This is a genomic window from Sodalis sp. RH20 (genome assembly GCF_047324205.1).
In the GTDB taxonomy this organism is placed as follows: domain Bacteria; phylum Pseudomonadota; class Gammaproteobacteria; order Enterobacterales; family Enterobacteriaceae; genus Acerihabitans.
This window is the reverse complement of sequence record NZ_CP178733.1, coordinates 2711731-2734283: the sequence shown is the minus strand read 5'-3', so window position 1 is coordinate 2734283 and position 22553 is coordinate 2711731. Positions and strand designations below refer to the sequence as shown.

Annotated in this window: 21 protein-coding genes; 6 read left to right on the top strand and 15 right to left on the bottom strand. The window is 62.1% G+C overall.

Going from position 1 to position 22553, the window contains the following annotated elements; all coding sequences use genetic code 11:
- Positions 1-52: 52 nt before the first annotated feature.
- The 7 genes from ACL2XM_RS12635 to ACL2XM_RS12605 form a co-directional block, all read right to left on the bottom strand.
- Positions 53-919: an ABC transporter ATP-binding protein gene (locus ACL2XM_RS12635; protein WP_413733076.1), complete on the bottom strand. Its 867-nt coding sequence runs from the start codon at positions 917-919 to the stop codon at positions 53-55.
- Positions 912-1847 carry an ABC transporter permease gene (locus ACL2XM_RS12630; protein ID WP_410015627.1) on the bottom strand — a complete coding sequence of 312 codons (936 nt, stop codon included), beginning with the start codon at positions 1845-1847 and terminating at the stop codon, positions 912-914. Before ACL2XM_RS12630 ends, ACL2XM_RS12635 begins: the two co-directional genes overlap by 8 nt.
- Positions 1844-2929, bottom strand: a complete 1086-nt coding sequence (locus ACL2XM_RS12625; protein ID WP_410015626.1) for an ABC transporter permease — start codon at positions 2927-2929, stop codon at positions 1844-1846. The genes ACL2XM_RS12630 and ACL2XM_RS12625 overlap by 4 nt, the downstream gene beginning before the upstream one ends.
- Positions 2930-2967: 38 nt before the next feature.
- On the bottom strand, positions 2968-4578 hold the full coding sequence (locus ACL2XM_RS12620; protein WP_410015625.1) for an ABC transporter substrate-binding protein: 1611 nt from the start codon (positions 4576-4578) through the stop codon (positions 2968-2970).
- A gap of 80 nt (positions 4579-4658) precedes the next feature.
- Positions 4659-6101, bottom strand: coding sequence for an amidohydrolase (locus tag ACL2XM_RS12615; RefSeq protein ID WP_413728625.1), 1443 nt, complete (start codon positions 6099-6101; stop codon positions 4659-4661).
- 290 nt (positions 6102-6391) lie between these two features.
- Positions 6392-7327, bottom strand: a complete 936-nt coding sequence (locus tag ACL2XM_RS12610) for a LysR family transcriptional regulator (protein WP_410015623.1) — start codon at positions 7325-7327, stop codon at positions 6392-6394.
- Between the two features lie 246 nt (positions 7328-7573).
- A complete protein-coding gene (locus ACL2XM_RS12605; protein ID WP_413728623.1) occupies positions 7574-8467 on the bottom strand; it encodes a LysR substrate-binding domain-containing protein in 894 nt (297 codons plus the stop codon).
- 366 nt (positions 8468-8833) lie between these two features.
- Between ACL2XM_RS12605 and ACL2XM_RS12600 the strand changes: the two genes are divergently transcribed.
- Entirely contained in the window at positions 8834-9823 is a 990-nt protein-coding gene (locus ACL2XM_RS12600; protein WP_413728622.1) for an aldo/keto reductase, read from the top strand.
- A 64-nt stretch (positions 9824-9887) separates the two neighbouring features.
- On the opposite strand, the gene ACL2XM_RS12595 is transcribed toward ACL2XM_RS12600, so the two are convergent.
- The 8 genes from ACL2XM_RS12595 to ACL2XM_RS12560 all read right to left on the bottom strand — a co-directional run bounded on the left by ACL2XM_RS12595 (position 9888) and on the right by ACL2XM_RS12560 (position 19110).
- The gene (locus ACL2XM_RS12595) at positions 9888-11489 is read right to left on the bottom strand and encodes a gamma-glutamyltransferase family protein (RefSeq protein ID WP_413733075.1); all 1602 of its coding nucleotides are present in this window, start codon (positions 11487-11489) and stop codon (positions 9888-9890) included.
- Between the two features lie 18 nt (positions 11490-11507).
- On the bottom strand, positions 11508-12383 hold the full coding sequence (locus ACL2XM_RS12590) for an ABC transporter permease (protein WP_413733074.1): 876 nt from the start codon (positions 12381-12383) through the stop codon (positions 11508-11510).
- A 1-nt stretch (position 12384) separates the two neighbouring features.
- Positions 12385-13329 (bottom strand): ABC transporter permease, encoded by a 945-nt coding sequence (locus ACL2XM_RS12585; protein WP_413728805.1) that lies wholly within the window; start codon positions 13327-13329, stop codon positions 12385-12387.
- 24 nt (positions 13330-13353) lie between these two features.
- Positions 13354-14871, bottom strand: a complete 1518-nt coding sequence (locus ACL2XM_RS12580; RefSeq protein WP_413733073.1) for an ABC transporter substrate-binding protein — start codon at positions 14869-14871, stop codon at positions 13354-13356.
- Between the two features lie 22 nt (positions 14872-14893).
- Entirely contained in the window at positions 14894-15958 is a 1065-nt protein-coding gene (locus ACL2XM_RS12575) for an ABC transporter ATP-binding protein (RefSeq protein ID WP_413733072.1), read from the bottom strand.
- Positions 15955-16968: an ABC transporter ATP-binding protein gene (locus ACL2XM_RS12570; RefSeq protein WP_413733222.1), complete on the bottom strand. Its 1014-nt coding sequence runs from the start codon at positions 16966-16968 to the stop codon at positions 15955-15957. The genes ACL2XM_RS12575 and ACL2XM_RS12570 overlap by 4 nt, the downstream gene beginning before the upstream one ends.
- Complete coding sequence (locus ACL2XM_RS12565; RefSeq protein ID WP_413733071.1) at positions 16965-17669, bottom strand: FadR/GntR family transcriptional regulator; 705 nt, start codon at positions 17667-17669, stop codon at positions 16965-16967. Before ACL2XM_RS12565 ends, ACL2XM_RS12570 begins: the two co-directional genes overlap by 4 nt.
- A gap of 352 nt (positions 17670-18021) precedes the next feature.
- Positions 18022-19110, bottom strand: a complete 1089-nt coding sequence (locus ACL2XM_RS12560; RefSeq protein WP_413733070.1) for an NADH:flavin oxidoreductase/NADH oxidase — start codon at positions 19108-19110, stop codon at positions 18022-18024.
- A 109-nt stretch (positions 19111-19219) separates the two neighbouring features.
- On the opposite strand from ACL2XM_RS12560, the gene ACL2XM_RS12555 reads away from it, so the two are divergent.
- The 5 genes from ACL2XM_RS12555 (at position 19220) to ACL2XM_RS12535 (ending at position 22551) form a co-directional block, all read left to right on the top strand.
- Positions 19220-19519, top strand: coding sequence for an ArsR/SmtB family transcription factor (locus ACL2XM_RS12555; RefSeq protein ID WP_410015614.1), 300 nt, complete (start codon positions 19220-19222; stop codon positions 19517-19519).
- A gap of 188 nt (positions 19520-19707) precedes the next feature.
- Positions 19708-20457 carry a FadR/GntR family transcriptional regulator gene (locus ACL2XM_RS12550; RefSeq protein WP_410015613.1) on the top strand — a complete coding sequence of 250 codons (750 nt, stop codon included), beginning with the start codon at positions 19708-19710 and terminating at the stop codon, positions 20455-20457.
- 25 nt (positions 20458-20482) lie between these two features.
- Complete coding sequence (locus ACL2XM_RS12545; RefSeq protein WP_410015612.1) at positions 20483-20929, top strand: RpiB/LacA/LacB family sugar-phosphate isomerase; 447 nt, start codon at positions 20483-20485, stop codon at positions 20927-20929.
- 19 nt (positions 20930-20948) lie between these two features.
- Positions 20949-21863: an NAD(P)-dependent oxidoreductase gene (locus ACL2XM_RS12540; RefSeq protein WP_413733068.1), complete on the top strand. Its 915-nt coding sequence runs from the start codon at positions 20949-20951 to the stop codon at positions 21861-21863.
- Positions 21864-21873: 10 nt separating this feature from the next.
- Positions 21874-22551 (top strand): amino acid ABC transporter permease, encoded by a 678-nt coding sequence (locus tag ACL2XM_RS12535; RefSeq protein WP_410015610.1) that lies wholly within the window; start codon positions 21874-21876, stop codon positions 22549-22551.
- Positions 22552-22553: the final 2 nt, after the last annotated feature.

The window sequence follows — 22553 nt, the reverse complement described above, 5'->3', positions numbered from 1 at the left end:
TCCTGCGCCTGGGCCGGCGCCGGGCGGGAAGGGTCGTTTATCGCGCAGGTCATCAGCATTGTTCTCCATAGCGATACACCGGGCCGGTCAGCCATGCCGGATCGCGCGCCGGGATCGCCAGCATATCCACCGGATGGCGCAGATCGGGCTGGCTAGCAAGCAGCGCCCGGGTATAGGGGTGCCGGGCGTTATGCAATTGATCGGCGGCGATTTCCTCCAGAATGCGCCCGCCGTACATGACCAGCGCCCGGTCACAGAACTTTTCCACCAGGCCCAGGTCGTGGGTAATAAACAACAGGCCGGTTTTACGCCGCTCCAGCAGGGCGTCAAGCACCCCCAGCACCTGCTGGCGCACGGTGACGTCCAGCGCCGATGTCGGCTCGTCGGCGATGATCAGATCCGGTTCGGGTATCAGCATCATGGCAATCATGATGCGCTGGCCCATGCCGCCGGAAATCTCATGCGGATAAAGCCTGAAAACCCGCTGCGGATCGCGGATGTTCACCGCGTCCAGCATCAGCAGCGTCTTGGCCCGCGCCTCGTGTTCGCCGACGTTAAAGTGGGTACGGTAGGCCTCGTTGATCTGCTGCCCGACGCGCATCAGCGGATTAAGTGAAAATTTAGGATCCTGCATTATCATCGCAATGCGTTTACCGCGGATTTTGCGCATCCCACGCTCGCCGGTAAGCAGGAGGTCGATATCGCCCAGCCGCATTTTTTCGGCGCTGACGCGGGCGCCCCGCGGCGTGAGTTTCAGCAGTGCGCGCCCGGTCAGCGATTTACCGGAGCCGGATTCACCGACCAGGGCCACTTTTTCGCGGCCGATGGCGAACGAAATATCGCGTACGGCGTGGTGTTCCCGATGAGGGTCTTTAAACACCACGTTGAGGTGGCGCACTTCCAGCAGGGTATCAGTCATGGCGCAGATCCAGAACGTCGCGCAGGCCGTCGCCGAAGAGGTTAAAGGCCAGGCTGGTGAGAAGAATCGACAGGCCGGGAATGGCGGCAATCGTCCAGTTGGTCATCATGAACTGTCGCCCCGAAGACAGCATCGCCCCCCACTCGGGACTGGGCGCCTGCGCGCCTAGCCCCAGAAAACCAAGGCTGGCGGCAGTGAGGATAATCCCCGCCATGTTCAGCGTCAGGCGTACCACTACCGACGGCAGGCACATGGGGATGATATGGCGCAGGATAATGCGCATCTGAGATGCGCCCTGCAGGCGCACGGCGGCGACGTAATCCATTTTGCGGATCGACAGCGCTTCCGCGCGCGCCAGCCGGGCGATGGGCGGCCAGGCGGAGAGCGAAATGGCGATGATGGCGTTTTCGATGCCGGGTCCGAGCGCGGCGACAAACCCCAGCGCCAGGATAAGGCTCGGGAAGGCCAGGAAGATATCCACGATGCGCATCAAGAGGGTATCGGCCCAGCCGCCGAGGGTGCCGGCGATGGTGCCGACCAGCAGGCCTATCGGTCCGACGATCAGCGCCGACAGGAAGGTGATGTACAGCGTAATGCGCGCGCCGTAGATCAGGCGGCTGTAGATATCGCGCCCGAGTTCGTCAGTGCCGAGCCAGTAGCCGGCGCCGGGCGCGGCAAGGCGCAGCTGCAGGTTTTGCGCGTAGATATTATGGGTCGCCAGCCAGGGGGCGAACAGCGCGGCGACGGTAATGATCATCATCACCGCCAGGCCGAACAGCGCCGGGGTATTGCGGCAAAAACGGCGCCATTGATTGAGGCTCTGCTGCATACGCGCCTGCCAGGGCGTCGCGGGGACGGGGGCGTCCAGCCAGGCGCGCAGCGCGCGGCGCGACTGCCGGGTCAGCCGGGGTTTAGCCGAATCGGTCATGATTGCTCCTGACGGGTGCGCGGGTCGAAAATGCGGTAAAGCAGATCGCAAAGCAGGTTAATCCCCACGAAGATACTGCCGATCAACAGTGAACAGCCGACCACCGCGTTCATATCGCCGGCCAGCATGGCGTTGGTCAGATACCGGCCGAAACCGGGCCAGGCGAAGACGGTTTCGGTCAGCACCGCGCCTTCGAGCAAAAAGGCGTAGGAGAGCGCCACCACCGTCACCACCTGCACCGCCACGTTGCGAAACGCATGGACCCATACGCTGCGCGCCCATGACAGCCCCTTGACGCGGGCGGTGATGACATATTCCTGCGACAGTTGTTCAATCATAAAGCTGCGGGTCATGCGGCTGATGTAGGACAGGCCGCTGAGGCCGAGGATCGACGCCGGCAGGATCAGATGACTGAATACGTTGCCCAGCGCCGCCCAGTTGCCGGCAAGCAGGGTGTCCACCAGATAGAACCCGGTCACGCTCTTCACGTCGAATTCATAGATAAAGTCGATGCGCCCCGGCCCGCCGATCCAGCCGAGCGTGGCGTAGAACAGCACCAGTCCCATCAGCCCCAGCCAGAAATTCGGCGCGGAATGGCCGAGCAGGCCGATAAAACGGATGCAGTGATCAAACCAGGTATTGCGGTACATGGCGCTGAACACGCCGGCCGGAATACCCAGGCAGGTGCCGATGATCGCCCCCAGGCTCGCCAGCTCCAGGGTGGCGGGAAATACCCGGCCGATATCCTCGATGACCGGGCGTCCGGTGGTCAGGGCGTTGCCGAAATCCAGCCTGGCGACGTGTTGCAGATACAGTAAAAATTGCTGCCACAGCGGTTTATCCAGCCCCAGCAGGCGATACATTTTTTGGTAGGCTTCCTGACTGGCGTTATCGCCCAGCACCGCCACCACCGGATCAATGGGCAGCAGACGGCCGATAAAGAAAGTCAGCGCCGCCAGTCCCAACAGCGTGCAAAGCACGGAAACCAGCAGCTTGCCCAGCCGCGCGCCGTGCCCGCCCAGCCTGAGCCAGAGCGGGTCGGCCGGGTGTTCGGCCGTGGCGGCCGGATCGATTAGCGACATCGGTGACTCCTTGCGTGAAAACGACCCTATCGTCGTGGTTATTTAGCCGCCATGGCGTAATACACGCGAAAACCGTTCCAGGTCCAGTCCTTCACCTGTTTGGTCAGCCCGGCGGTGTTGTACATCTGGAACATGATCGCCATCGGGCCCTGCTGCATCTGCTCTTCCTGCAACTGGTGATAGCGCGCGATACGTTTTTGATCGTCCGGCTCCAGCAGGGCGTCGGTGACCTGCTGGTTCATCGCCGGGTCAAAATAGGCCGCGCGCCAGCTGGGATATTGCGTATTTTTGGCCTCCTTGCCGTTGTCCGGATTGAAAACCAGGCGCGAGGCGTTGCCATAGGCGTCCGGTACCGAGGTCTGCCACGCCATCATGGCGCTCTGGAACTCACGTCCGCGCACGCGGCTGAACAATTGGGCATTGGCCATGCTTTCAATCGTGAGTTTCACGCCGATTTTCGAGGCGTTTTCCTGGGTGCTTTGCGCGATGGGGGCGGAGTGCGGCAGGGTGCCGATAATCAGTTTGGCGGTAAAGCCGTTGGGATAACCGGCTGCGGTTAACAGCTGCCTGGCTTTATCGAGATCGAGCCTGAACGGCTGTCCGGCGTCTTTATCCAGCGCGCCGTAGGCGCCGAGCTGGGCGAAGCTGGCGCGGGGCACGCCGAGGTACGGCATCACGGTGGACGCCAGCCCCTGGTAATCAATCAGGTAACGCATCGCCAGGCGCACCTGGGGATTTTTGAAAATGGGATCCTCATTGTTAAAGGTCCAGAAAAACAGCTGCGGCTTGAGCACCTTATCGATGTTCACCTGGCCGCCCTGGTCCAAATCACGCAGATCGTCCGGCGCAAGATCGCGCGCGATATCCACGTCGCCCTGGGTCAGCAGCAAACGCTGGGTGCCGGTTTCCGCCACGTGGCGGATCAGGATGCGCTGCAGTTTGGGGGCGGCGCCCCAATAGGGCTTATTCGCCTGCAGCATGACGCCTTCACCGGCGTTCCAGCGCATCAGCTGGTAGGGACCGACGCAGGCGGTATGGGTGGTCAGGTATTTATTGCCCATATCGCCGTTAACGGCGTTTTGCTCGACCAGCGCGCGATCAAGAGTGGTGGAGACGTTATTGGCCGCAATCGCCTGCAGCACCAGGTTGGCCGGATACGACCGGTCGAAGGTCATCACCAGCGTATTGTCGTCCGGTGCCGTGATACGCTGGGTAACGTTGTCTTTGTTAAAGCCGAATTCGGTCAGGGTGGCTGAATTGCCGAAGCCCAGCAGCACCACCCGCTGCAGCGACCAGGCGACATCCCGCGCCGTCGCTTTATTGCCTGACGGAAACGCCAGCCCGCTGTTGAGATGGAAGGTGATTTGCCTGTGGTCCGCCGCAATGTCCCAGCTTTTCGCCAAGCGGGGTATCACGTTGGCTTCATCTTTGGGGTCGAAATCGACCAGCGTATCGCAGGTGTTCTTAATGATTTCATTGGTGACCACCTCCCCGATCTGCGCCGGGTCAAAGGTACTGATGGCATCGATATTCCATGCCATCACCAGTGAATCCGGCGGCGTTTGCGCGTGCGCCGCCGGGGGCGGCAGGGCGTATCCCAGCGTCAGCGCGATCAGGGTGTTCAGGGTACGTCTGCGGGTAGTGCGCATAAATTCCGCTCCTGTGAAGAGAAATGGCGAATCGCCGAAAATGCGCCGCGGCATGACGGCGACGGGACAGACAAAAACCGTCATTCGGCCGGGCGCGGTTGCAGCGGCGGTTGCACGTCGGCGGGAATAGGGCAGACATAAGGCGTTTGCGCGGTGAGTTCGTAGTGCGCGGTTTTCGCCTGCGCCAGCAGGACCTTATCGGTCAGGGTATCGATGGCGGTGGCGGCCATCACCTTGGCGGCGTAGGCCAGCCCCTTATGCGCGGCGGGCATCATGCCCTGCGCGGTCAGTTGCCAAGAATGGCCCGGCGTGCCGATGGCGTAGGTGGGGACGTGGGCCTGTACGGTCGGCAGCACCCAACTGATGTCGCCAACGTCGGTGGAGCCGAGCATCAGTTCGCCGGCCGCGTCCAGGGGCACGATAAATTCGCACAGCGCGGCGGCCTGGGGCGGTGTTTTCATGCCGATGCGGCGATAGGCGCTCTGTATATCCTCCGGGGACAGGGTGGCCTGGATGTCGGCGGCAAAGGCTTTGTCGGCATCGTCGAAGGCGGGCGGACCCAGCAGGTCGAAATTGTGCTGCATGGCTTCTTCCAGCGGTTCGTTGCCCAGCAGGTTGGCGACGGCGCTCATGATGCTGATATCCACCGTGGTCTCGGTCATCATCGCCGCGCCCGCCGCCACTTTTTTCACCCGTTCATTAAGGGCGAACATGGCATGGACGTCACGGGAGCGGATAGCGTAACGTACCGCCGCGCGCGCCTGCACCACGTTCGGCGCGATGCCGCCGGCGTCGAGCATGGCGTAGTGAATGCGCGAATCAGAGGGCACATGTTCACGCAGGTAGTTGACGCCGACGTTCATCAGTTCGACCGCGTCCAGCGCGCTGCGGCCCAGATGCGGCGACGCGGCGGCATGGGAGGCGCGGCCGTGGAAAACAAAGTCCATACGGGTATTGGCCAGGGATTCGGCGCGCGCCACTTCGCTGAAGGCTGACGGATGCCAGGTAATGGCGATATCCACGTCGTCAAACGCGCCGGCGCGGGCCATAAAGGATTTTGCCGCGCCGCCTTCCTCCGCCGGGCAGCCATAGTAACGTACACGGCCCGGCGCGCCGGTTTGCGCCAGCCAGTCCTTAATCGCCGTAGCGGCGAGCATGGCGGCGGAGCCGAGCAGGTTGTGACCGCAGCCATGGCCGTGGCCGTTGCCGGGAATCGGTTCCGGACGCGCGATGCCGGCGACCTGGCTCAGTCCCGGCAGCGCGTCGTATTCACCCAGTATGGCGATGATCGGACCGTCCTGGCCGGCTTCCCCCATGACGGCGGTGGGAATGCCGGCGACATTTTCCGTGACGCGAAAACCCTGGGTCTTGAGCATGTCGGTATGTTCGGCCACCGAACGGTATTCGGTATAGGCGATTTCAGGCATGCCCCAGATACGATCGCTCAGGGCGGTGAACAGGTTTTTCTTTACATCGACCAGGTTCCAGACCAATGCTTTCTGCTGCGCTGTTGCGTTATTCACCTGAATATCCTCGTGCCGGTGGATGGGGTTGTTGTTGATGTGTCGGGCCGGAAAAATAATGGGAACCCGTTCAGGATGTGGATATCGGCGGCAAAGATCCAATGAGACTTTCAACTGGCCTATTCCAAAATTGCATAGCGTGCCGCGGCATGGTTTTGTGGCGTCAGGGGAAATTATTTATTTGATATATAGTGTTTTTATCACGGAAATAATCGCCCGCCCCGGCCGTTGAAAGGCAGGGAAACAGTGGATCACCAGGCTGATTAAACCGCCCGGCGCGTGGGCGCGGCTCAGGCTGCCGCGTGGGTCCGGTGCAGCAGGGCGGCCCGGTTCCACAGGCGCTCGGCCTGGATGTTGCGGAATTTTTCCAGCCGGTAAAGGCGAATGCCGGCCTGGATATCCCAACTGCGGTCGCCCGCGCGGATCAGGGTACCGGCGGCGAGTTCTTCATCGATCAAACTTGACGGCAACCAGGCGGTGCCGCAGCCGGAAATCGTCATGGCCTTCAGGCCGCTGGAGATTGAATTTTCATAAATGGTCTTCAGCGGCAGCGGGCGCGTGGCGAACAGCGCGCTCAGCGCATGGGCGAAAAATGAGCGTTTGCCATAGCTAAGATAGGGGATAGGCGCCGGGACGCCGTCGGCGGCCCGGCTCTCATCAATGGGATAAAGCGGCTTGCCGCCGCTGTCCGGCGCGCAGACGGCGATGGCCCGTTCCTCGCCCAGTTCGAGATAAGGAAAACGTTGCAACTGTTTCATCAACGGCACGGAGTCGTGCGCGTAGGTCAGCAAAAAATCGGTTTCACCGTCGAGCAGGAGGGAGATATTGCCGCTGAAGGAAGGTTGCTGATCGCATAAACGGATATAGCCGTATTGGTGGGAGGGTTCGACGGCGTTAATCCAGGACGGAAAAAACGTCAGCGACAACGTATTCAGCGTGGCGAAATGCACGATGGCGTGCTTATGCATATGACGCTCGCGGATATCGTTGCGTAGCCGGGTCATGGAAAACACCATTTCCGCCGCGGTTTGCAGAAAATCCTGCCCCTCGGCCGTCAGGCGGATCGGGTAGGCCTTGCGATCAAACAGCGGCACGCCGAGCCACTCTTCGAGCTGCTTGATCCGGCGGCTTAGCGCGGACTGGGTAATGTTTCTCTCATTAGCCGCCCGCGTAAAGCTATAGCACTGAGAAACGCTGAGAAAATCTTCCAACCATTTCAGTTCCATCGGATAACCCCTGGCTAGTTATGATCACCCTATCTATGGGAGAAAGCGCATTGCGCCCGGGTCGTTGCTTGAGAAGCCATATGGCGACTTAACCTGCAGCAAGATCCACGCCAACGGCAAAAAAGAATGAGTGTCTTTGTTTTTCAGGGGATTACGCGAACAGGCCGGCGTAATGCTTGTCATGGCCCGGCTTGGCGGCGGACGGGTTGTCGCGCGCTGCACCGTCAAGGGGCAGCGCGCGCGCGGTTATTGCTGAAAGCGTATCGCGTCGATAAACAGGGCAAAGGCGGTGGTATGCTGTTTACGGCTGGGATAATACAGGTAATATCCCGGGAACGCGGGGCACCAGTCTTCCAGCACCCGGATCAGCTGTCCGCTCGCCAGGGGTTCTTGCACCGTATCATCCGGTACGAATGCCAGACCGAATCCCGCGATGGCGGCATCAATCCGCTGGCGCAGGCAGTTAAAGGTTAACTGGCCGTCGACCCGGACCTTGAGCTCATGGCCCGCTTTTTCAAATTCCCAGGCATATTTGCCCCCGAGTGTGGGCAGGCGCATATTAATGCAGCGGTGATGCTGTAATTCCTGCGGCGTCGCCGGTATGCCATACCGGTCCAAATACGCGCCCGCGCCGACCACCGCCATTCGCATCATCGGCCCGATACGCACGGCGACCATATCCTTGGCGACCTGTTCACCCAGGCGTATGCCGGCGTCATAACGCCCGCTGACGATATCCGTCAGGCTGTTATCCACGGTAATTTCCACATTGATATCCGGATACCCCGCCAGGAAGCGTTTCAGGACCGGCCACAGGACATAATCCATCGCATGTTCCCCGGCGCTTATCCTGATATTGCCCGCCGGCTGGTCACGCATTTCACCCAGGGCATCCAGCTCGCTCTCGATGTCGGCGAAGCGCGGACCCAGCGAATGGAGCAAGCGTTCGCCCGCTTCGGTCGGCGCCACGCTGCGCGTGGTGCGCGTTAACAGCCTGAGCCCCAGGCGTTCTTCCAGGCTGCGCATGGCGTGGCTTAGCGCCGACTGGGAAACCCCCAGTTTCGCCGCCGCTTTTGTGAAGCTGCGTTCCTTTGCCACCACCAGGAAAGAAATGAGGTCATTGAAGTTTTCTCGTAACATTACGCCGCCTGCGTTGTGCGCATCATTTGCATTGCCCTTATTCTATACATATATGCCTGGCTGCGTTCAGACCTCAGTCCGGGAGATTGCAACAACATTTATGAATCCATTTCATAAGCTCATTTCCTTCGCGCCGCTAACCCCGCCACCGTCCTTCTGCTAACGTTAACGGGCGATTGAAGATCACCCGGCGCAAAGCCGCCCCGCCTTAAGGTATTGAAAATAACCTATACCAGGGCTTTTCATGAACAGCACGCCATCCCCACGGTCTCGTTCGCCAGCGTCGTGGCGTTTGCCATCCGCCAGACGGGGATCTTAACGAAATCCTGTTCCGTCCGACCAGCCAGGAACTTTAAGGAGTAAAAAATGCAAAAGAGAAAACTCGGCAACAGCAATCTGGAAGTCTCGGCGCTGGGCCTGGGCTGCATGGGCCTGAGCCATGGCTATGGCCCGGCGAAAGACCGGCCTGAGGCCATCGCGCTTATCCGCGCCGCGGTTGAGCGCGGCGTGACCTTTTTCGATACCGCGGAAGTGTACGGTCCCTTTACCAATGAAGACGTGGTGGGGGAAGCGCTGGCGCCGTTTCGCCATCGGGTGGTGATTGCCACCAAATTCGGTTTCGACCTGCCGAGTCCGGACGGCAAACAGCACCTCAACAGCCGGCCGGAGCATATCCGGCAGGTGGTCGAGGCGTCGCTAAAGCGCCTGCGGACCGAGGTGATTGACCTGCTTTACCAACATCGCGTCGATCCGGACGTCCCCATCGAGGATGTCGCCGGCACGGTGAAACAGTTGATCCAGGAAGGCAAGGTGAAGCATTTCGGCCTGTCCGAGGCGGGCGCGCAGACTATCCGCCGGGCGCACGCGGTCCAGCCGGTTACCGCCCTGCAAAGCGAGTACTCCTTATGGTGGCGGGAGCCGGAGCAGGAGATTTTACCGACGCTTGAGGAGCTCGGCATCGGTTTTGTGCCCTTCAGCCCGCTCGGCAAGGGGTTTCTCACCGGCGCCATAAGCAAGGATACCGCCTTCGACAGCAACGACTTCCGTAATATCGTGCCACGCTTTACACCCGAGGCGCGTGCTGCCAACCAGGCGCTGGTGGACGTGCTCGGCGAGCTGGCGGCGGGCAAGCAGGCCACGCGCGCGCAGATAGCCATCGCCTGGCTGCTGGCGCGCAAACCCTGGATTGTGCCCATCCCGGGCACCACAAAACTGCACCGCCTGGAGGAAAACCTGGGCGCCGTCGAGGTGATTCTCACCCCCGATGATTTGCGCGCCATCGAAAGCGCCGTGGCCAATATCAACGTACAGGGCGAGCGTTATCCGGCCGACATGCAAAAGAACGTCGGTCGCTGAATGCGGGCCGGCGCCGCAACGGCTGCGCAATGTCGACATCCCCGCCGGAGGGGCGGGCTGTGGGTTAATATACCAGCGCCTGCCCGTCCTTGCGGCTTTCAGTGGCGGCGATATACACGCCCTGCGCGTCGCGCATAATGGCCTGGGCGCCGCCGAAGCTGTGGATCTGCATCGGGTCCTCGACGCTTATCTGGTGTCCCATGGCGCGCAGGGCGGCGAGAACATTGCGGTCAAGCGCCGGTTCCACCATCACCTCGCGTCCTTGCACCACCCGCCAGCGCGGCGCGTCAATGGCCGCCTGCGGGTTTTGCCGGTGCTGCATGATGCGCAGCGCCATCTGGACATGGCCCTGCGCCTGCATGGATCCCCCCATGACGCCGAACGACATCAGCGGCTGTCCGGCGCCGTCCAGGGCAAACGCCGGGATAATGGTGTGGAAGGTGCGCTTGTTGCCGGCGAGGCAGTTGGGATGTCCCGGCTCCAGCACAAAACTGGCGCCGCGGTTTTGCAGGCTGATGCCGGTGTCCGGCACCACCACGCCGGACCCGAACCCCATATAATTAGACTGGATAAAGGATACCATCATGCCGCCGGCATCGGCGGCGGACAGATAGACCGTGCCGTTTTGCCGCGGCGCGCCGAAGACAAAATCCCCCGCCCGCTCGGGATCGATTAACGCGGCGCGCTGTTGCAGGTATGCATCGCTTAATAAATGCCTGGCCTCGAATTCCATATGATCGCTATCGGCCACATAACGTTCCAGGTCGGCCAGCGCCAGCTTCATCGCCTCGATGGACAGATGCAGCGCCGCCGCCGAGTCGGGATGATAACGGCCGATCCCGCAGTGCTCCAGGATGCCCAGGGCTATCAGGGTGGCGATGCCCTGGCCGTTGGGCGGGAGTTCATGCACCGATCCGCCGGCAAAAGGACGGGACAGCGGTTCGACCCATTCCGGCCGGTGATTGTTCAGATCCTCAAGCGTTAGGCCGGCGTTATGCTGCCGGGCGAAAGCGGCAATTTTCGCCGCCAATTCGCCGCGATAAAACGCCTCGCCCTCGGTTTGCGCGATCAGTTCCAATGTCCTGGCCTGGGCCGGGTTGCGGAATAGCTCGCCGATGGCCGGCGCGCGTCCGCCGGGCGCAAAGCACGCCATAAATCCCGGCTGATCGCCAAGGCGCTCGACGCCGCGCTGCCATAATGCGCCGATCAGGGGCGATACCGGAAAACCGTCGCGGGCATAATCAATCGCCGGCTGCGCCAGCGTCGTCAGCGGCAGGGAGCCGAAGCGGCGGGCGAGTTCCACCCAGCCGGACACCGCGCCGGGTAGGGTGACCGCGTCCCAGCCCAGTTCCGGCACGGCCGGCAGATGGGCGTAATCTTCATATTTCCAGGCGGCGGGAGAACGGCCGGAGGCGTTTAAGCCATGCAGTTGTTTGCCGTCCCAGACGATGGCGAACGCATCGCTGCCGATGCCGCAGCCGGTGGGTTCCACCACCGTCAGGGCCATGGCGGTGGCGACGGCGGCGTCCACGGCGTTGCCGCCCAGCAGCAGCATGCGCAACCCCGCCTGGGCCGCCAGCGGCTGGGAGGCGCAGACCGCGTTGCGACCCATCATCGGCGGCCGCAGGGAGGGGTAGGCTACCTGGAAATCCAGTGGTGATGTCATCGTGTAATCCTGTGTTGGTTAATTGTCGCGCGGATCCAGCGCATCGCGCAGCCCGTCACCCAGCAGGTTGAAACCCTGGACGGTAAAAAAGATCGCCAGTCCGGGAAAAATCGACATCCATGGCGCTTGTTCAAGGTAATTTTTCGCGGTATTGAGCATGGCGCCCCAGGAGGGAGAGGGCGGCTGTTGCCCCAGTCCCAAAAACGACAGGCTGGCTTCGGTAATGATGGCCGAGGCGATGGCCAGCGTCGCCTGCACCATAATCGGCGACAACACGTTGGGCAGCACATAACGCAGTACGATCCAGCGGTCGGGCAAGCCGATGGCCCGGGCGCCCTCGATATACTCCTCGTTGCGGATGCTCATCACCTGCCCGCGCGTCAGGCGGGCGAAAATCGGCATCACCGACAGGCCGATGGCGATCATCGCATTGATAAGGCTCGGGCCGAGAAACGCCCCCAGCGCGATGGCCAGGATCAAAAACGGACAGGACAGCAACGCCTCGATAACGCGCGAGATAATCCCATCCCATATTCCCTGCCAATAGCCGGCGACCAGCCCCAGCGGCACGCCGATAAATATGGCGATAATCACTGAAATACAGCCGGCCGTCAGCGAAGTGCGGGCGCCCCAGATAAGGCGGGACAGAATATCGCGGCCCAGTTCGTCGGTGCCGAGCCAGTAGAGCGCCGACGGCGGTTTGCGCACCGCCAGAAAGTTGGCCTTGATCGGGTCGAAGGGCGCCAGCCACGGCGCCAGCAGGGCGATGATGACAAAGATCAGCACGATGGCCGCCCCGATCACGGCGCTTTTATTGGCGATGAATTTCTTTATCGCCCGGCTGCCCGCCCTGGGCGTAGCCGGCGCGGCCGCGCCGGTGAGCACCTGCGACATATTATTCTCCTCTCATGCGCGGATTGATCAGCACGTATAGCACGTCGGCCACCAGGTTAAGCAGCAGGAAAGCCATCGCCACCACCAGCACCACCCCCTGCACCACCGCGTAATCGCGGTTGAACACCGAATCGACAATCATCTTGCCGAATCCCGGTATGGTGAAGACCTGCTCGGTAAGCACCGCGCCGCCAAGCAGCTCGCCAAACAGCAGGGTGGTGAGAGTGACGATGGGCACCAGCGCATTGCGCAGCGCGTGTTTGAGGATCACCCGCCCGGGCAGCAGGCCCTTGGCCTTGGCGGTGCGGATATAGTCCGCTTTCAGCACGGCGATCATCGCCGCCCGGGTATGGCGCATCAGCGTCGCCGCCAGCCCGGTGCCGAGCACCAACGCCGGCAGCAGCAGGGTGCGCAGGTTTTGCGCCAGGTCTTCGGTCAGCGGCACGAACCCCGAGGCCGGCAGCCACTGCAGCTTGACGGAAAACAGCAGGATCAGCAGCACCCCCAGCCAGAAGTTGGGGATGGAGATGCCGGACAAGGCGATAAAGTTGGCGCTGTAATCCACCCAGGTTCCCCGGCGCACCGCCGCGATAATACCGGTGGTGATGCCGAGCGCCATGGCGATGATCATCGACAGCAGCGTCAGTTCGACGGTCACGGGCAGCTTGCTGGCGATAAGCGTGGTCACCGGTTCCTGGGTGCGCAGCGAAATGCCCAGGTTGCCCTGCAGCGCGTCGCGCAGCCAGTAAAAATACTGGGCGGGAATGGGGTCGTCCAGGCGGTATTTAGCGCGCAACATGGCGATTACCGCCGGGTCGCGCTCTTCGCCGGCCATGGCCACCACCGGGTCGCCCGGCAGCAGTTTTTGCAGCGAAAACACCATAATACTGACCAAAAACAGGGTGGGTATCGCCAGCAATACGCGCTTGCCAATCAGTTCTAACATCATCGCTCCCGGATTCTCGACGCGCTACGGCGCCAGTTGCATACCCGCCAGGCGGATCAACCCGTCGGGATAGGGTTTGAATCCCGTTATTTTTTTCGTCATGCCGAAAATGCGCGGCTCGAAATACAGATAGGCCAGCGGCATATCCTGCTGCAACTGCGCCACCACCTGGCTATAAAGGACTTTGCGTTTGGCCTGGTCGGAGGTGGCGCGGGCTTGTTGCAGCCAATCGTCCACCTGCGGGTTGCTGTAGCGCCCGTCGTTCAGGTTGCCTTTGCTGTGGATAAACGAATAGATGCTGCCGTCCGGATCCGGACGGCCGGACCAGCCCGACATGCTGACCTGGAAATCTCCCCGCTGCTGGCGATCCAGCAGCGTGGCGAATTCAGAGGTTTGCAAATGGACATTAAACCCGGCTTCGCCGGCCATGGCCTGGATGACCTGGCCCACCTGCTGGGCATCCGGTCTGTTGGCCACCAGGAGGGTGGTTTCCACCGGCGTGGCGACCCCGGCGGCGGCCAGCAGGGATTTGGCTTTCTCCACATCCCGCGCCGGCACCGGCAAATCCACATGGTAAGGGCTGACGGTGGAGAACGGCTGGTTAGCCGGGGTGTATTGCCCCTCGAAGGCCACCTGGTTAATGGCGTCGCGATCCAGAGACAAGGAGAACGCTTCGCGTACCCGCGCATCCTTGGCAAACGGATCGCTGGGATTGGCCTTGCCGTTGGCGATATTAAAGGTCAGCCCCATATACCCAAGCCCAGTCACCTTGGCCAGGGCGAGTCTGGGATTGGCCTCGACGGTTTTCACATCGCTGGCGGCAATGCCTTCGGTCAGATCCAGATCGCCGGCGCGCAGGTTGGCCAGGCGCACCGAGGAGTCGGGAATGGGCATAAAAATCACTTTATCGAAGTGGTAGGCCTGTTTATTCCAGTAATTACCATAGCGCGTCAGCACAATGCGGTCCTGCTGCACCCGGCTGTCGAACTGGTAGGGACCGGAGCATACCGGGTGCGCGGCGAAGTTCTCCTTTGCGGCGGCCTGGGGCGCCAGCATGGTGCCCGCCCGGTCGGTGAGCTGGGAGAGCAGCGCGGCGTCGGCGTTCTTCAGGTGAAACGTCACGCTATAGGGGCCGGTGGCCTCGACGGACGCCACCGAGGACAGTTCGCTTTTGCGCAGCGATCCCGGCAGGGTCAGCGCACGATCGATATTAAATTTCACCGCCTGCGCGTTAAAGGCTTCGCCATCCTGAAACGTCACGCCCTGGCGCAGGTTCATGGTCAGGGTTTTGCCGTCATCGCTGTACTGCCAGTCGGTGGCGAGGCCGGGCACCACCTGCAGCTTTTCATCCACATCCACCAGCCGGTCGCACATGGCGGCGAAGACAAATCGGCCATAATAGGTCCGGGCCAGGTGGGGATCGAGCATGTCGGGGTCGCTGCCCAGACCGATACGTAAAATGCTTTCGGCATACGGCTGGCCGCTGACGCCAAGCAACACCAAACCACTCAGCGCGGTATAAAGCTTGTGACGGGAGTTCATGAGCATAGATTCCTTGTGGCAGTTAGGGTTTACGGGCCGCGGCGTCGACAAACAGCGCGCGCCGCCGCAGGAAAGCCGCCGACGGCGGCGCCATGACGATAACGCTGCGATCGCTGTTCAGTTCCCGCCAGCGGTGACACGCCACCTGGCGCCGATCGCCGGCGGGTTCCAGCGGCGGTTCATGCTGCCGGCAGACGTCCCTGACGTGGGGACAACGGGTATGGAAACGGCATCCCGACGGCGGCTGCGACGGGTTGGGCAAATCCCCCGTCAGCAGCGGTCCGGGGTGCCGGCCGCCTGGGGTTAACTGGGGCGCTGAAGCAATCAGCGCCCGGGTATAGGGGTGCAGCGGTTGATCGAAAATATCATCGGCGGCGGCGATTTCGACGATTTGCCCCAGGTACATCACCGCGACGCGATCGCTCATATGGCGGATCACCGCCAGTCCGTGCGCCACCACGATCAGGGTCAGGCCGAACTGTTCTTTCAGGCTCTCAAGCAGGTTGACCACCTGCGCCTGTACCGACACGTCCAGCGCGGAAACCGGCTCATCCCCCAGCAGCAGCGTGGGTTTGGACGCCAGGGCGCGGGCGATGCCGATGCGCTGGCGCTGCCCGCCGGAAAATTCATGGGGAAAGCGCCGGGCGTACAGGGCCGGCAGCCCGACGATGCGCAGCAGTTCGGCCACCCGTTCCCGCCGCTGCGCCCGGGAAATCCGCTCATGCAGCCAGATGGGCTCGCCGACAATCTCCTCCACCGTCATGCGCGGATTGAGGGAGGCGAACGGATCCTGGAAAATGATTTGCAGCTCGCGCCGCAGCTGGTTCAACTGCCCGGCGGGCAGCATGCCGATATCATTGCCCTGGTAGAAAACCCGCCCTTCGGTGGCCGTCAGCAGGCGCAGCAGCAGCCGGCCGAGGGTGGATTTGCCGGAGCCGGATTCGCCGACGATGGCCAGGGTTTCGCCCGGCCAGACCTTCAGTGATACCCGATCCACCGCGTGCACCTGGCGCTGGCGGGTAAACAGGCCTTTAGGGCCCTGAAAAATTTTCGTCAATGCCACGCTTTCAAGGATCGGCTGGCTCATGCTCTGGCTCCCGGCGCGAAATGGTGTTCAAGCGGCGCGTAAAAACACGCGGCCTCATGGCCTGCGGCGACCGGACGCAGATCGGGCCGGGAACGGTGGCAGCGTTCGTCGGCGAACGGACAGCGGGTAGCGAAGCGGCAGCCGGCGGGCATGGCATCCGCGGTGGGCACCGACCCCGGAATGGTGGCCAACTTGCCGATGCGGGCCGACAGGCTGGGCATCGAGGCCATCAGTCCGATGGTGTAGGGATGCTGCGGGTCGCTGAAAATGTCGTCCACGCTGCCGGTTTCGACAATTTGGCCGGCGTACATGACCGCCACCTGCTGCGCCACTTCCGCCACCACGCCGAGATCGTGGGTAATCAGTAAAATGGCGGTGCCGGTGTCCTGCTTGATTTGGTTAAGCAGGCTGAGGATACCGGCCTGGATAGTGACATCCAGGGCGGTGGTGGGTTCGTCGGCAATCAGCAATTGCGGCCGGTTGATCAGCGCCATGGCGATCATCACCCGCTGGCGCATGCCGCCTGAAAGCTGGTGCGGATACGACTTCAGGCGCAGCTCCGGCGCCGGAATCTGCACCAAAGCCAGCATCTCCCCGGCGCGCGCCATGGCCTGGCGATAGCTGCCGCCCTGGTGCCGCATCACCGCCTCCGCCAATTGGTCGCCCAGGGTAAACGCCGGATTAAGGGACGTCATCGGCTCCTGGAAAATCATGGCCAGCTGATTGCCGCGCAGGTTGGCGTATTGCCGCGGCGACAGGGCGCGCAGGTCGTGTTGGTTAAAATACAGTTCCCCCTGGTCGATACGGGCGCTGTCGGGCAATAAGCCCATTAACGCCAGCGAGGTGACGCTTTTGCCGCAGCCGGATTCGCCCACCAGCGCCAGGGTCTCCCCCGGCTGGATATGTAGCGAGATATCGTCGAGCACGCTGGCCGGCGAGCCGTGGAAGCGCACCCGCAGATGGGCGATATTCAGCACCGGCGGCGCGGGGGATATGGGGATCGTCATCAGGCTTGAGGCTCCTTGTCGATGGACAGGACAGTGATCAGCGCCTGTTGCAGCGCCAGAAGATGTTCGGTCATGACGGCGGCGGCCTCCTCGGGCCGGCGGGCCTGGAGATAGCGGATCAGGCGCTGGTGCTGCCGGTTATAGTTGTCCAGCCGCGCCGGGTTGCGCGCCTTCTCGCGCTGATGGCGCCAGCTGTCGTCGCGGCGTATGGCGTCCAGCGCGTCAAACAGGCCGAGCAGCAGCCGGTTGCCTGCTGCTTCGGCCAGCGTCCGGTGGAAGGCGCTGTCCCACAGTTCGTGCTGATCGCTGTCATCGGTTGCCAGCACCTGCATCCGCTCCTGGAGGCGCGCCATCAGCGCCAGCTGTTCCGGCGTGGCGCGCATGGCGGCCAGGCGCGCCAGCCCCGGCTCCAGCTGCAGACGGGCTTCCATCACCTCCAGCAGCGTCGATTGGCGCGGCAAGCCCTGCAGCACCAGCGGTTGCGATGGGGCATCGGGACCCAGGAAGGTGCCCTTGCCCTGTTTGCGCCACACCCTGCCTTCCATCTCCAGTACGTCCAGCGCGCGGCGGATCTCCCGGCGCCCGACCTGATAGCGTTGCGCCAGCTCCCGCTCAGTGGGCAGCGGCAGCTCAGGCGCGGGGTGTAGCAGGATCAGCGCGCGCAGCTGTTCCAGCGCGGAGAAGGACGACGGCTGTTTTGTCATGACTCACACCCTGATTTGCCATAATCGTGTCGATAACGCCCTGATGGCGCGCTGTTCCGCCGGAACGCACGCCATCACTCATTACCTTTCATCACCATCAAGCACAAATCGAACCAATTTTTTATTGGTTCGCTCTTTTTTTAATCGAACGTTGCAGATGACTGGAATTTCAGGGGATTTGTTGCGGGCGTGCGAAGTGCCCGGCCGTCAATGCCGGGGATATCATTAAGGCAACCGCCATGGAGGGAGAGGATGCACCACGGGTGGGCACACCACGCACCGCGCTGCATCAGGAATTGCCGCTCTCAGGCTAACCGCCGCCCTGATGCCGGGACGACGGTTAGCGCCGGCGTCAGTATCTTTCCAGCCAGTGGGCGTAGGGGGCGGGCAGCGTCCAGGAGGGACGTTCAATCTTCAGTTCACGGGCGGCGTAATAACTCCAGTGGGGATTGGCCAGATGGGCCTTGCCCACCATGACCAGATCCAATTGCTGGTCCTGAACGGCTTTTTCGGCCAGGTCCGGCGTACCGAATCCCCAGGCGGAGGCGACCGGGATATCCGCGTCCCCGCGCACCCGCTTGGCGATCGGGCCCATAAAAGCCGGTCCCCAGGGAATAGTGGCGTCGGGGGTGGAGAACCCGATGCTGACGCTGAGCATATCCAGGCCGGCCTGTTTAAAGCGCTTGATCAGATCAATGGATTCAGTCAGAGTCTGCTCGTCGCGCCCGTCGAACTCCAGCACGCCGAACCGGGCGGTCAGCGGCAAATGTTCCGGCCAGACTTCGCGTACCGCCGCCAGGGTTTCCAGCAGGAAACGGCCGCGGTTAACGGCGCTGCCGCCGTACTGGTCGTCGCGCTGGTTGGAATGGGTCGAGAAGAAGCTCTGGGCCAGGTAGCCGTGGGCGAAATGCAGCTCCAGCCATTCGAATCCGGCGTCGCGCGCCCGGCGGGCGGCGGCCACGAAATCATCACGCACCCGGGCGATATCGTCAAGCGTCATGGCCTTGGGCACTTTCGGCAAATTGGCGCCAAAAGCGATGGCGGACGGCGCAATGGTCTGCCAGCCGCGCGGGTCGCTCTCGGCGATATGGTCATCGCCCTCCCAGGGCCGGTTAGCGCTGGCCTTGCGGCCGGCATGGCCGATCTGGATGCCGGGCACCGCGCCCGCCGCTTTGATGGCCCGCACCACCGGCACAAAGGCCTGGGCCAGGGTATCGTTCCAGATGCCGGCGCAGCCTGGGGTGATACGCCCCTCGGGGGAGACCGCGGTGGCCTCGACGATCACCAGCCCGGCGCCGCCGCGGGCGAGGGCGGCCAGATGGACCTGGTGCCAGTCGTTGATCAGGCCTTCATCGGCGGAATACATGCACATGGGCGGCACCGCGATGCGGTTGCGCAGCGTAACATCCTTGAGTTTAAAGGGTTGAAAGAGTGCTGACATGGTTCGGGTTCCTGTATTTGTTGGCGCGATGATTTACTGTAGCCTTATTCTGTAATTCGATAATATTCGAATTATGGCTTTTTGACAAGCCGTTTGCTATAGTCGCCCCATGCGCCCCTTTAAACATCCGTCGATAAATGAATTCGCTCTCGAACGCGTGCTTTACGCCTTGAGCGACCCGTTGCGCCTGGACATCGTGCGCCGCCTGGCTCAGTTGGGCGAGGCCAGCTGCGGCGAACTGGACGGCGGCCGCCCCAAATCCAGCGTTTCCCATCATTTCCGCGTGCTGCGCGATGCCGGGCTGGTCTATACCCATAATGTCGGCACCACGCACATCAATACGCTGCGCAGCGATGATATGCAGGACCGCTTCCCCGGCCTGCTGACGACGATCCTGGCGCAGCATTAACCGCCCCCGCTTCGCCAATATCGCCTAATACGCCGCACCACGGCCTGAATTTCCCCTTTTCCGTTTTCGCGGCAAATCTGTGATCGCCATCTTATTGACCAAAAAGCAACTGTGAATAACATCACATTAATCTTTCATTAACATATCTACCATTGGTATTACCACTGGTTAAGGCTGATGAATGACAGATGACGATTAAACGCGGGAACGGGAAACAGGACACCGGCAACGGCTACGATCGGGTCGTCGGATTTCTGCGCGAGCAACTGCTGTCGGGGGAGCTCAAGGCGGGGGACTGCCTGCTGCCGGAGCGTGAGCTTTCCGCCCGGCTCGGCGTAAGCCGGCCGGTGCTGCGCGAGGCCTTGCGCGCCCTGGCGATGATTGGCGCGGTGGAGATCCGCCATGGTATCGGCACGGTGGTGAAAAAACCCAGCGTGTCGATTCTGGGTGAATTTTTCACCTTTGTACTGGCCCATCAGGCGGATGTGATTGACGACGTGATGCAGGCGCGTATTGCCATTGAACGGCAGGCGGTGCGCCTGGCATGCCGCCGGGCCACGCAAGGGGATTACGATCGGCTGGCCGAATGCCTGCGCGCCATCATCGACACTATCCATACCCCGGAAGTCGGCGGCCTGGCGGATTTCCACTTTCATGAAGCTATCGTGCTGGCGTCCGGCTCGGCGACGCTTATCAGTATTTACCAGTCCATCAGCGCGCTGATGATGCGTTCGCACCTGGACCGGCGTGAACAGATTATCCAGGTGGACGGCATCGAGGAGTTCCTGATCGATCACCACCGGCTTATTTTTGCCGCCATCGTCGGGCGCGACGAAGCGCGCGCCGACGAACTGCTGGCCCGCCATTTCGAGATCGGCGCGGACTTTCGCCGCCGCGCCACCATCCGCATGGCAGGCGCGGCGCCTTTTACCGACTAAACCACGACCGCAGAAGGAAACCCGAATGAATATCGTTATTGGCAGCGATCACGCCGGCTTCCGGCTGAAGCTGGAACTGGCCGACTGGCTGCGTGCCGCCGGCCATGAGGTGGACGACATCGGCAGCCACACGCCCGACCCGGTCGACTTTCCCGATATCGCCCATGCCTTGTGCGCTAAGGTGCGCCAGGACGCCGGGCGCCGAGGCCTCCTGGTGTGCGGCACCGGCGTGGGCGCGGTGATCGCCGCCAACAAAATCAACGGCATCCGCGCCGCCGTGTGCCACGACATCCATTCAGCGCACCAGGGGGTGGAGCACGATGATGTCAATGTGATGTGCATGGGCGCGCAAATCGTCGGATCGTGGCTGGCGCGCGATTTGGTCGACGCGTTTTTGCAGGCCCGGTTTGTCCGTGATGAGGACTTTGTCCGCCGGGTCGACAAACTTAACCGTCTTGAACAGCAGGACTGATCCTGGGGGAGGCAATCACATGAATGATTTAACACCAAAAGGCAACGTCGGTTTCCTCGGCCTGGGCGTCATGGGACGCGAGATGGCGCGTAACCTCGCCCAGGCCGGCTTTAGCGTGCGCGCCTATGATGTGCTGCCGGCGGCCGTTGCGGCGCTGGCGGCGTATGGGGTACAGCCGGCGCGGGATATGGCGCACGCCACCGCCGACGCCGATATCGTGATCTCCATGCTGCCCGACACGCCGCAGGTGGAAGACGTGGTGCGGGGCGACGGGGGACTGTTGGCGTGCCCTCCGCGCGGCGGCCTCTACGTGGATATGAGTACTATCGCGCCGGAGGCGACGCGCGCCATGAGCCGGGCGCTGGCGGCGCAGGGCGTGATCATGCTGGACGCGCCGGTATCCGGCGGGCCGGCGGGGGCGAAAAACGCCGCCCTGAGCATTATGGTCGGCGGCGACGCCGCGGGATTCGCCCGCGCCGTACCCTTTCTGCGGGCAATGGGCACCACCATTAACCATGTCGGGCAATCCGGCGCCGGTCAAACGGTGAAACTGTGCAACCAGCTGATATGCGCCATCAATATCCAGGCCATTTGCGAGGCGCTGGCGCTGGGGCGCGCCTATGGTATCGATCTTGGCCAGATGCGCGAGGTGCTGCTGGGGGGGTCGGCGGCGTCCTGGATGCTCGACAAACTGGGCACGGCCATGATCGGGGGCGATACCTCCGCCGGCTTTCGCATCGATTTGATGATGAAGGATTTGCGTCTGGTGCTGGACGCGGCGCGAGAGCGTCCGGTGCCGCTGCCGGCCACCGCGCTGGTGGCGACGCAATACCAGGACGCGCAGGCCCACGGCGAGGGATCTAACGGCAACCAGGCGCTGTTCAGGGTTTACGACCGGATCACCGGGCGGGAAACGGCGGCGGCGACAAAATAGGTAGCGGGTTATGAAGCTTGATTTCACGGCGATATTCACGCAATGGCAGATGCTGAGGGACGGCGCGCTGCTCACCGCCGAGCTGGCGGTCATCACCACCGTTTTCGGTTTTCTGATAGGCACCTTATGCGCGGTGGCGCGCCGTTCCGAGTGTGCCTGGTGTTCCCGTATCGCGGGGGTGTATATCGAAGCCATTCGCAATACGCCGTTTCTGGTGCAGATCTTCCTGGTGTATTTCGGGTTGTCCAGCCTGGGTTTTTCGTTTACGGCGTTCACCGTCTCGGTGATCGCGCTGACGATAAACGTCGGCGCCTATACGGCGGAGATCATGCGCGCCGGCTTTGAGTCCATCCATCCGGGGCAATGGGAAGCGGCGGAAACGCTGGGGTTATCCACCTGGCAGCAATATTGGCATGTGGCGCTGCGTCCGGCGATAGAACGGGTTTATCCGTCGCTGACCAGCCAGTTTATTCTGTTGATGCTCGCCTCGTCGGTGACGTCGCAGATTTCGACGGAGGAACTGACCGCCACGGCCAATTTTATCCAGTCGGAGACCTACCGGCCGTTTGAAACCTTTTTTGTCGTCGCCGGTATTTACCTGGCCCTGTCGTTCCTGATGCGATTTGCGTTCTGGCTGGTGGGGCTGGCGGCTTTTCCCCGCCGCCGCCGCCTTGGCACCCCGCTTTGAGG